At 70.5% G+C, this 9,188-nt stretch carries 11 protein-coding genes; all 11 read right to left on the reverse strand.

Annotated features, from left to right (window positions below):
* Positions 1 to 34 precede the first annotated feature (34 nt).
* Positions 35 to 799 (reverse strand): SDR family oxidoreductase, encoded by a 765-nt coding sequence (locus ACFWYM_RS44715; protein ID WP_384851321.1) that lies wholly within the window; start codon positions 797 to 799, stop codon positions 35 to 37.
* 51 nt (positions 800 to 850) lie between these two features.
* Positions 851 to 1,504: a ScbR family autoregulator-binding transcription factor gene (locus tag ACFWYM_RS44720; RefSeq protein WP_384851322.1), complete on the reverse strand. Its 654-nt coding sequence runs from the start codon at positions 1,502 to 1,504 to the stop codon at positions 851 to 853.
* Positions 1,505 to 1,577: 73 nt separating this feature from the next.
* A complete protein-coding gene (locus ACFWYM_RS44725; protein ID WP_384851323.1) occupies positions 1,578 to 2,060 on the reverse strand; it encodes a hypothetical protein in 483 nt (160 codons plus the stop codon).
* A gap of 489 nt (positions 2,061 to 2,549) precedes the next feature.
* Positions 2,550 to 2,996: a hypothetical protein gene (locus tag ACFWYM_RS44730; protein ID WP_384851324.1), complete on the reverse strand. Its 447-nt coding sequence runs from the start codon at positions 2,994 to 2,996 to the stop codon at positions 2,550 to 2,552.
* A gap of 110 nt (positions 2,997 to 3,106) precedes the next feature.
* A complete protein-coding gene (locus tag ACFWYM_RS44735; RefSeq protein WP_384851325.1) occupies positions 3,107 to 3,328 on the reverse strand; it encodes a hypothetical protein in 222 nt (73 codons plus the stop codon).
* A 29-nt stretch (positions 3,329 to 3,357) separates the two neighbouring features.
* A complete protein-coding gene (locus tag ACFWYM_RS44740) occupies positions 3,358 to 3,531 on the reverse strand; it encodes a hypothetical protein (RefSeq protein WP_384851326.1) in 174 nt (57 codons plus the stop codon).
* Positions 3,513 to 4,370, reverse strand: coding sequence for a tryptophan 2,3-dioxygenase family protein (locus ACFWYM_RS44745; protein ID WP_384851327.1), 858 nt, complete (start codon positions 4,368 to 4,370; stop codon positions 3,513 to 3,515). The genes ACFWYM_RS44740 and ACFWYM_RS44745 overlap by 19 nt, the downstream gene beginning before the upstream one ends.
* Positions 4,363 to 5,310 carry a diiron oxygenase gene (locus ACFWYM_RS44750; protein ID WP_384851328.1) on the reverse strand — a complete coding sequence of 316 codons (948 nt, stop codon included), beginning with the start codon at positions 5,308 to 5,310 and terminating at the stop codon, positions 4,363 to 4,365. Before ACFWYM_RS44750 ends, ACFWYM_RS44745 begins: the two co-directional genes overlap by 8 nt.
* Positions 5,307 to 6,563, reverse strand: a complete 1,257-nt coding sequence (locus ACFWYM_RS44755) for an aminotransferase class I/II-fold pyridoxal phosphate-dependent enzyme (RefSeq protein ID WP_384851329.1) — start codon at positions 6,561 to 6,563, stop codon at positions 5,307 to 5,309. Before ACFWYM_RS44755 ends, ACFWYM_RS44750 begins: the two co-directional genes overlap by 4 nt.
* Positions 6,563 to 7,423, reverse strand: a complete 861-nt coding sequence (locus ACFWYM_RS44760) for an SDR family NAD(P)-dependent oxidoreductase (RefSeq protein ID WP_384851330.1) — start codon at positions 7,421 to 7,423, stop codon at positions 6,563 to 6,565. The genes ACFWYM_RS44755 and ACFWYM_RS44760 overlap by 1 nt, the downstream gene beginning before the upstream one ends.
* 114 nt (positions 7,424 to 7,537) lie before the next feature.
* Positions 7,538 to 8,986 carry an MFS transporter gene (locus tag ACFWYM_RS44765; protein ID WP_384851331.1) on the reverse strand — a complete coding sequence of 483 codons (1,449 nt, stop codon included), beginning with the start codon at positions 8,984 to 8,986 and terminating at the stop codon, positions 7,538 to 7,540.
* Between the last annotated feature and the right edge of the window lie 202 nt (positions 8,987 to 9,188).

The following is a 9,188-nucleotide window of genomic DNA, read 5'->3' on the forward strand; positions in this document are numbered from 1 at the left end:
GGCCCGCGCTGCGGCCGCACCGCCGTCGACGGTGTCAGAGCTTCGAGCCGCCGGAGGCATCGATGCACTGCCCGGTCACCCAGCGCGAGGCGTCGGAGGCCAGGAAGGCCACGAGCTCGGCGATGTCGCCCGGTTGCCCGATCCGGTCGAAGACCGACCACGACGCGAGCTCCGCGGCCGCCTCCGGCGTGGCCCGCTTGCCCGCGTTCATGTCGGTCTCCACGAACCCCGGCGCCACCGCGTTCACGGTGATCCCGCGGTCACCGAGCTGCTTGGCCATGGCCAGGGTGAAGATGTTGAGCGCGCCCTTCGTCATGGAGTACACGACGGACTCCGGATAGGAGATCCGCGTCACCGCCGATGAGATGTTGATGATGCGCCCGCCGTCACGCATCCGCTTGAGCCCCTGCTGCACGGTGAACAGCAGGGCTCGCGCGTTGACCGAAAAGAGGCGGTCGAAGAGTTCCGGCGTCACTTGATCGATCCGCGCCGAACCGCTTATCGCCGCATTATTCACCAGGATGTCGAATTCCGGCGAGGCTCCCATCTGCGCAAGTCCCTCATCGAACTTGGAGTACAGCGTCTCTACGTCGCCCGGCACCCCGAACTCCGCCCGGACGAGGAACGCCTCTCCCTTCTCCCTCTTGATCATTTCGACCGTGTCCCGCGCGGCTTCCCCGTCATGGCCGAAGTGCACCGCGACAAGAGCCCCCTCGCTCGCCAGTCGCTGAGCTATCCCTCGCCCGATTCCCCTGCTTGCGCCGGTGACCAGCGCTGTCTTTCCGCTCAGCACGCCCATGCCTCGGTTCCCCTTCCCAACATGTGGCTGCGGCTGGAATCTAGCATTGGCCTATTCGTATTCATGGTTCGAAATCGAGACACCCGCGGGTGCACCGGTCCTGATCTTCAGGTCCGCATTCTCCGAGATCAACAGCGGAAGCACGAGTTCCCAAAGATGGCTGAGCCATTTCTCGGCCTCGGCCCGGCCGACCCCCATCCAGGCGAGCGTCTCCACACCGGAGACCGCCGCCGTGATCAGGGTCTGTGCCGATACGTCGGCGACGGACCCGCTCAGCTCCCCGTTCTTCCTGGCGCGGTCGAGCAGCTGCCCGAGCCGTCCGAGCCAGAGGGGATAGAAGTCGAGCGGTGTCGACGTTCCGCTCATCCGCTCCCGGGTGATGCGCACGCTGGCCCGGACGCACGGGTCGTCGCGCAGCAGCACGTTGAGCAGATGCGTGATGTCGATGAGCGCCTGCAGGCACGAGGACTCCGCCTCGCCCCGCTCCTCCACGGCCGTCTCGAGGAGGTCCTGGCTGCGCAGCTGCACCGCCTCGGCCAGCCCGTCCTTCGTGGCGAAGTGGAAGAACAGCGCGCCCTTGGTCACGCCCGCGCTGCGGCTGACGTCGGCCAGGGTGGCCCTGGCGAAGCCGTGCTCGGCGAACTCCAGGGCCGCCGCTGACACCAGCCGCTCCACCGTGCGCTCCGAACGCTGCTGCTTCGTCATCTTGGCCAACCTCGCGAATTCATGGTGCTCAGTACCGGTCGAGTGGTTGCGCGCGCCCAACAGCTCTGCGGCATCAGGCGACTTGGACAGCGACGGGCTCCGGCTGCGCCGGGGCGGCCACCGCGGGCACCGTCCCGGAGTGCCGGTCCGGCAGCAGAGCGGCGGCGTCCGCGAGGTCGGACAGGACCTCGGTCACCCCGAGCCCGCGCAGCTGGGCGGCCAGCGGACGCAGCGCCCGCCACGAGCCGCTGCCCGCTCCGCCCACGAAGACCGGTCCCGCCACGTCCCCCGCGGTGCGCAGCTCGGCGAGCCCCGACAGCTGGCGGGTGACGTGCACACCCGATTCGGAGACCAGCAGCAGGGCCTCGGCCCCGCGGTGCCGGCTGAGGGCCGCGGCCGCTTCGGCGAGCGTGATGCCGGTGCCGAGGTTGACGGTCCGCACGCCCCGGCAGTTCAGCCGCATGGACACCAGGAACGCCGCCGCCGAGGACGCGCCTTCCCCGATCGCTCCGACCACCACAAGACGCACCCCACTCCGGGTTTCGACCTCACGCATGGCTTCCCCTCACCAACTCCCGTTCACCGTGCGGTACTTACGGGCCGGGCCACAGCCCTTCATCGCCACGCCAGCATAGAAACTGGTCGACCGGTACGTCAACACATACCGGTCGACCAGTGTTTGAGTTTCTCGAATCATTTCGTGACGGTGCCTGGGGCGGGGGGTCCTGTCGCCGAGGACGAGGCGGCGCTGTCCGCGGACAACTGCCGTTGTCCGGCTGGTGAGCTGGGGTTTTGGCACTGTGCGCGGCGGACATTCCGGGGTGCGGTGAGCGTGGTTCTCCGGCGGACGGCAGTGGGCCGTCCGGGATGGGAGACCTGTGGTGAAAGCGACGTCGGGTGGTGCGGGGACGATCCGTGCCGGTGGTCCGGCGACCATGTCCACTGGGTCCGCATCGGCGGCCCCGTGTCCCGGCAGGTCGCGGCATGGGTGCGCCCGGCCCCTGAGGGCCGGGCGCGGTCACCGGTTGAGCGACTTGATGTCTCGTCAGGCGGCGTCGAGTGCTCCGGTGATCTTGCGGGTCATCTCGGTCATGGCGGGGCTGGGGGCACCCTTGCGGGCCTGGGTGGCCGACTCCATCGCGATGGTGATGATGCCGCGGAAGTTGGCGGCCTCCGCCTGGTCCTGCTTCTTCAGCAGAGTCATCGCTGCCGTCAGCGCGGGCAGGACGTGATCGGCGAGTTCGGCCACCGACTTGCCGTACAGGCCCTTGATCTTCGACTTCTCCGCCAGCACGTAACCGACCGGTCCCGTCGCGGAGTTGAGGGCGATGGAGCCGTGCGTGGCGATCTTGTGCGGCGAGCCTGCGGCGTCGGCGGCGGCCAGCAGGGAGACGGCGCCGTATGCGGCGGTCCGCAGGGTGTTCTTGTCCTCGGCGGTCAGAGCGGTGAGGGCGGCGGAAGTGGCGGAGGCGGAGATGGAGGTGATCGACATGGTGTGTTCCTTCGGAGTGTTCGGACCGGGTTGGTGCAATGACAATCGCCCGCCGTCCTGACATCGCGCCGTCACCGTGCTGTCGCCGCACCTGTCACCTGGGGCGTTGGTCAGGCGAGGGTGACCGCAGCGATGGCGAGGGCCGAGCCGGCGAAGACGACGGTGTTGCGGATGCGGGTCTGGGTGCGGACCCAGCGGGGGAAGGCGTTCTCGGCGGCCTTGAGGAAAGGGGCGACCTGGAGGCGGGCGAGTTCGGGGTCGTTCTTGCGGCGGAAGGCGGCTTCGACGGACTCCTCGGCCGTGCGGTTGCTGTGGACGATGGCCGCGTTCATCAGCAGGACCAGTGAGGAGAAGATCCAGGTCAGGAGTTGTTGGGGTGGTCGCGGCGCGCCGGGGGAAATCCGAGGGGGCCCAGGACGACCCCGGCCGTGCCGGCCGCCGCGAGCGCGGCCCCCGCCCACAGCGGCGACAGGTAGTGGTCCTCCGCGGTCTGCGGGTGGCCCTCCGCCGCTGTTGTCACGCGTGTCTCGGCCACAACGTGCTCCTCGCGGATACGTCGGCTTCCTTGCGCCCTACGGTCAGCAGGCCGCGGGCCTCCCAGAGTTCGGGGAAGAAGCGGCGGTGGATTCCCGCGCGCAGGTACGGGATTCCGGTGCTGCCGCCGGTGCCTTGGCGGGCTCCGATCTGGCGCTCCACCAGGAGCGTGTGTCCGGTCCGCCACTCCGACCAGATTTCGTCGTGCTCGATGAGGAGGTCGGCGAGGTCGGCAAGCTCCGTGAGGTCGTCCGGGCCGGGCAGGTCCGGTGTGGGTTCCGGGGTGTGGGGGGCGAGGTTCTCGGTGAGGCGGATGCAGGTGGTCTGCCGTCCTGCTGCCGTCTCCACCTCGAAGCCGGACTTTCGCAGCAGCGCGAGGAAGGCGTCCCACAGCGTGGGGTCGGAGCGTCGGCGTCGTAGCCGCTCCTGCTCCTCGTCGCTCAGGCCGGAGGGGATCGGTCTGTCCTGGCACCACTGGGCGCCGTACACCGCCTCGATCTCGTGGAACTGTGCGGACTGCGCGCCGCTCGCGGTGCCGAGTTCGCCACGGAAGGCGTGGAAGGCGGCCGGTGGCATGGTGCGCAGCGGGGTGAGTCCGGTGATGAGGGAGCGGACGATGGTCAGGGACCGGGCCAGTCGGGCTCTGGCCTGCCTGGGGTCGCCGTCCTGCATGGCGTCGCGGGCGTCGGTCAGTTCGGCGAGGAGTTGCGCGAACCAGAGTTCCTGGACCTGGTGGACCGTGATGAACAGGCGCTCGTCGTGGACATGGGCCGCCGACGGGACCTGGAGGCTGAGGAGCTGGGGCAGATTCAGATAGGTGCCGTAGGTCGCTTCATGCATCGGCTTGCTCCGGTTCGTGGAGTCCGTGGGCTGCGAACGCATCGGCTGCGCCGGGCAGTTCGAAGATGTCGGCCTGGGCGAAGAGTCGCACGGTGGCGCGGGAGACGGTCTGGATGCGCCTGGCGCCGGCGCTCTCGCCGTAGCAGTCCTCCAGGACCGTCCGGGTCTGCTCGTCGCTCAGTCCCGCCAGGCGCAGGGAGACGCCCACCGGGGTCAGGTCCCAGTCGAGGGCGGCGCGGATCATGGCGGGCAGGGCGCGGGCGGCGGCGATGCGCTGCGGTCGGTCGAGGCGGGCCCAGAGCTGGAGGAAGAAGGCGGAGAAGAAGCGGTGGTGGCGGCCTTCGTCCTTGGCGTGGTCGCGCATGAGCTCGCGCACCGTGCTGATCACGGTGGGGTCCTGCGGGACCTCGTTGAGTACGGCGGTGATGAGTGTCTCGAAGACCACGGCCTGCAGCTGCCCGGCCAGCATCGGTTCGTCGGGCAGGAGTTGACGGCCTGCCGACTGCAGCGCGGTGACGAATCCGCCGTAGTCGACGGCGGGTACGGGGATGCGGGTGACGGCGGCCGTCTGGTGGGCGAGGTCGAGGCTGTACAGGGCGTGATAGCCCTCGTCGCAGTAGACCTTGAAGGCGTCTTCGCGCAGCTCCGCCGGGAAGTCCAGGCCGGTGCGGCCGTTGGCGACGGGTTCGGCCGCGCCGTTGACCACCCGGGTCTCCAAGTGGGTGGTGGAGTACAGGAATTGATAAAGGTGACGGATCGTCAATTCGCGTATGCGGGGTGCGGGCAGGGCGCGTACCTCGGGGTGGCTGAGGTGCGGGACCAGGGCCTCGGGGAAGAAGACGTGGCCTTGTTCGGCCTCGGCGTGGAAGATGCGGCGCACTCCGCCGCGTACGCCTGCTTGCTCGTACCAGCGGTCCAGGGGGCCGGGGGCCGCGGTCATACGGGTGCCCCGCTCTCGTCCGCAGGGGCGTGGGCGAGGTGGGCGGCGGTGCGCCGGACGGCTTCGGTCACCAGTTCTGCGTCCATGGTGTGGCACATCCGGAACCAGCCGGGGTGAGGGCTGTGGAAGGCCGATCCGGGCAGGATGCTGACCCGCGCCGATTCGAAGAGCCCGCGCCACAGCCGCTCTTCGCCCTGCCAGGCCGGGCCGGTCCAGCGGCTCAGGTCGAGCCAGACGGAGAATCCGCCCTCCGCGGGGGCGTAGGGGATGGCGTGGGTGTCGAGCAGTGCGGTGGCGTGCGCGTAGGACGCGGCGAGCCGGCGGCGTCCCTCGGCGAGGAAGGCGGTCACCCAGGCGGGGTCGGCCAGGAGTTGGGCGAGCAGGTCCTGGGTGGCGGTGGAGACGGGCGCGAAGTAGGCGAGAGCGCGGGCCGCGGTCAGGACGTCGGGGTGGCGGGTGTGCAGGACCCCTGCTTTGAGGCCGGGCAGCCCGAAGTCCTTGGCGAAGCCCCATACGAGGTGAGTGCGGTCGGCCCAGTCGGGGTTGACGGCGGGGTCCACGAGACTGGTGAACGGCCGGTCGCCGAAGGTGGCGTGGGCGTAGATCTCGTCCGTGATCAGATCCACGTCGTGGGCGCGGACCACGCGCAGCAGGGCGGTGAGGGTCTCGGGGGTGTGTACTTCGCCGACGGGGTTGGAGGGTGAGGACAGGGCGACCGCTCGGACCGCTTCGCCCTGTGCGCGGGCTTCGGTGAGTGCCCGGTCGACTGCTGCCGCGTCCAGGCGGAAGCCGTTGTCCGCTCGGAGCGGGGCCGGGATGATGCGGGCGCCCGAGCGGCCCGCCAGGTCGGTGTCGAAGGCGCCGTAGTAGGGGGCGGGTACGACGATGGCCTCGCCCGGGTCGCACAGTGCGGTGGCGATGGCGTCCAGGGCTCCGGTCGCCCCGCTGATGACCACCAGCTCGTCCGGGTGCAAAAGGGTCTGGCAGCTGGTGGAGAGCAACGCGGCGATCCACTCCCGCAGTTCGGGGGTGCCGTGCAGGGGGGCGTAGCGGGTGGTCTGCTCCGTCATGGGGGTCAGCCGGGCGACGCGGTCGTGGAGGGTGTCCCACAGCAGCCGGTTCTCGGCGGTGCCGAGGTTGAGGTAGCCGTCCGGGCGCCGTTGGCGGTCGTACGGCTGTGCCTCGGCGCGGAAGTGGGCGTCGGCGATGGCGGGCGTCGCGGAGGTGAGCCGGGTGGACTGGCGGGAGACCATCAGGCGCCCTCCGTGACGGCGGCCGTCTCTGTCCGGTCGTCCGGTGCCGGCCCCGGCACCGGTCCCGGCACGGAGTCCGCGGTGAGGAGTGCCGGGTGGACGCCGAGGCCCATCGAGGCGTCGATGACCGCCCCGTGCAGTGCCGCGGAGTGGTCGCCGGCCAGCCACCAGGCCAGGTCGGCTATCTCCTCGGGGCGGATCATGCGGCCCTGGGGCAGCCTCGCGGTGAGGTCCTCGCGTCGTGCCGCGTCCAGTGGGGCGAGGGTGCTCGACTCGAACATGTCGGTCGCGACGGCTCCTGGGCACAGCGCGAAGACCTGTACGGGAGTGTGGACCAGGTCGGCGGCGAGGTGCCGGGTGAGGTAGGTCAGTGCGGCCTTGCTCATGCCGTCGGCGGGGTGGAATCCGGGGAACTGGAAGACCCCGCCGCCGACGCTGGAGACGTTGATGATCTTTCCGCCGCCGCGTTCCAGCATCCCCGGCAGCACCTGTTGGGTCAGCCACAGCGGCCCGACCGCGTTGATCTGGAAGAACGCCGGAGCCTTGGTGTGCTCGGGCCCCTGGACGCTGTGCTCGATGGTCTTGGAGCCGACCGCCGCGTTGTTGATCAATACGTCGACGGGGCCCGGCAGTTCGCGGAGCAGGCGCTGGTGGTCGTCCCAGTCACCCTGGTCGAAGGGGAAGGCCGCAACCTTCGCACGCCCGTCGCGGGCGAGTTCGGCGATCAACTCCTCGGCGCGGGTGCGGCCTTGGCGGTAGGTGAACCAGACGGCCCAGTCCTCCTCGCGGGCGAAGCGTTCGACGCAGGCTCGGCCGATACCGGCGGATCCTCCGGTGATGAGCACATTCCTGATCGGCACGGAGGCTCCCCTTCGACGGGTGGCGCGCTGGACAGGGCCGCGCGCCGTGCGCCGTGCGGAAGGGCGCCGGTCAGCCGGCGCCCTTCCTGGCGTGCTGCGCGGTGGACGGGTGGCTCAGGTGGTGACGGGTTCGGCTGCGGTGTCCGCGGCGGCCGAGGTGTTCTCGCGGGGGAAGCGCATCAGGACCACCGCGAGCGCGGCCACGACGCAGAGGGCGCCGATGGTCAGGTACGCGGCGTGGGCGCCCGCGAGCTGGGAGCTCGCGCCCGCGGCCACCGCCACCAGGACGGCTACGCCGATGCTGCTGCCGAGCTGCTGTGCGGTGACCTGGACGGCGCCGGCGACGCCGTGCTGGTGCTGGGGCAGGCCCGACAGGGTGGCCGTGGTCATGGCTCCGATGCCGACGCCCTGGCCGATGCTCATGAGGATCAGGCCCGGCAGCATGTCCGTCCAGTAGGAGCTGCCCGCGTCGGTGCGCGCCCACAGGGCGTCGCCGACACCGATGAGCAGGAGGCTCGCGACCATCAGGGCCTTGTACCGGGCGGGCGTCATGAAGCGGCCGGTGATCTGGGCGCTGATGGCGACGATGACGCCCATGGGGACGACGGCCACGGACGACTCGAGGGGCGAGTAGCCGAGCGTGCCCTGCATGTAGAGGGGGGCGAAGAAGAGCAGCCCGAGGACGCCGGTGTAGTAGACGGCGGCGGTCAGGGTCGCGGCGCGGACCGGGGAGCTGCCGAAGATGTTGAGGGGCAGCAGCGGGTCGCTGTGCCGCTTCTCGCGTACGACGAAGGCGATGAGGCAGACGACGGCGAGGGCGAGGGCCAGCACGGTTTCGGTGGCGGTCCAGCCGATGTCGCTGCCCCGGGTGACGCCGTACACGATCAGGCCGAGTCCGGCGGTGACGAGAACCGCTCCGGGAAGGTCGAGGGGCTGGCGCAGGCGCTGGCCGGCGGGCAGCAGGGCGCGGACGGCGCAGAGGACGACGGCGCCGATGACGACGCTGAGCGCGAAGACGGAGCGCCAGCCGATGAAGTCGGTGAGGACGCCGCCGATGACGAGGCCGCCGCTGAAGCTGGCGGCGCCGGTCGCGGAGTACACGGCGACAGCCTTGTTGCGGGCCGGCCCCTCGGGGAAGATCTGGCTGAGCAGCGCCAGGGACGCCGGTCCGGAGAGAGCGGCGCCCACTCCCTGCACGGCGCGGGCGACGATCAGCACGGCCAGGTTCGGGGCGAGCGCGGCGCCGAGGGAGGCAAGGGCGAACAGCGCGATACCCATCGCGAAGATCTTCCTGCGCCCGAGGACGTCGGCGCAGCGGCCGCCCAGGAGGAGACATCCGGCGAAGGCCGTGGCGTACGCGGTCATGGTCCACTGCAGGCTGGATTCGGAGACGTTGAACTCGTCACCGATCGACGGCAGCGCGGAGTTGATGACCGCCACCCCGCTGACGTCCAGCGCCAGCGCGGCGGCGAGCAGGACCAGCGCCCAGCGCCTGCGGCGCTCGGACATCTCTGTGTCTCCGGTGGCCGCAACGGCGGTGCGTTCGGCTTGGTCAAGTGTCACGCCATACTCCTGTGATCATGGCTGGGTGAGTGCGCGGAGTCATCGCCGTGACTCCCGGTGTGGTGCGGCCCGTGCCGACACGTGGCGTCAGGCGCGAGGGGCCAGTCGCTGGGTGAGGGGGTGGTGGGTGCCGAAGGTGGTGGCGGCGATGTCGTGGGGGGTTTTGCCGTCGTGGCCGACGAGGTCGGTACGGGCGCCGTGG

The sequence above is a fragment of the Streptomyces sp. NPDC059009 genome, from assembly GCF_042740175.1.
Classification (GTDB): Bacteria; Actinomycetota; Actinomycetes; order Streptomycetales; family Streptomycetaceae; genus Streptomyces.

Excerpts from the sequence above, each read along its gene's own strand:
- ACFWYM_RS44750 (WP_384851328.1), bottom strand. The coding sequence starts at position 5,310 with ATGACCGCGGCCCCCGGCCCCCTGGACCGCTGGTACGAGCAAGCAGGC.
- ACFWYM_RS44755 (WP_384851329.1), bottom strand. The coding sequence starts at position 6,563 with ATGGTCTCCCGCCAGTCCACCCGGCTCACCTCCGCGACGCCCGCCATC.
- ACFWYM_RS44735 (WP_384851325.1), bottom strand. The coding sequence starts at position 3,328 with ATGAACGCGGCCATCGTCCACAGCAACCGCACGGCCGAGGAGTCCGTC.
- ACFWYM_RS44715 (WP_384851321.1), bottom strand. The coding sequence starts at position 799 with ATGGGCGTGCTGAGCGGAAAGACAGCGCTGGTCACCGGCGCAAGCAGG.
- ACFWYM_RS44720 (WP_384851322.1), bottom strand. The coding sequence starts at position 1,504 with ATGACGAAGCAGCAGCGTTCGGAGCGCACGGTGGAGCGGCTGGTGTCA.
- ACFWYM_RS44730 (WP_384851324.1), bottom strand. The coding sequence starts at position 2,996 with ATGTCGATCACCTCCATCTCCGCCTCCGCCACTTCCGCCGCCCTCACC.
- ACFWYM_RS44745 (WP_384851327.1), bottom strand. The coding sequence starts at position 4,370 with ATGCATGAAGCGACCTACGGCACCTATCTGAATCTGCCCCAGCTCCTC.
- ACFWYM_RS44725 (WP_384851323.1), bottom strand. The coding sequence starts at position 2,060 with ATGCGTGAGGTCGAAACCCGGAGTGGGGTGCGTCTTGTGGTGGTCGGA.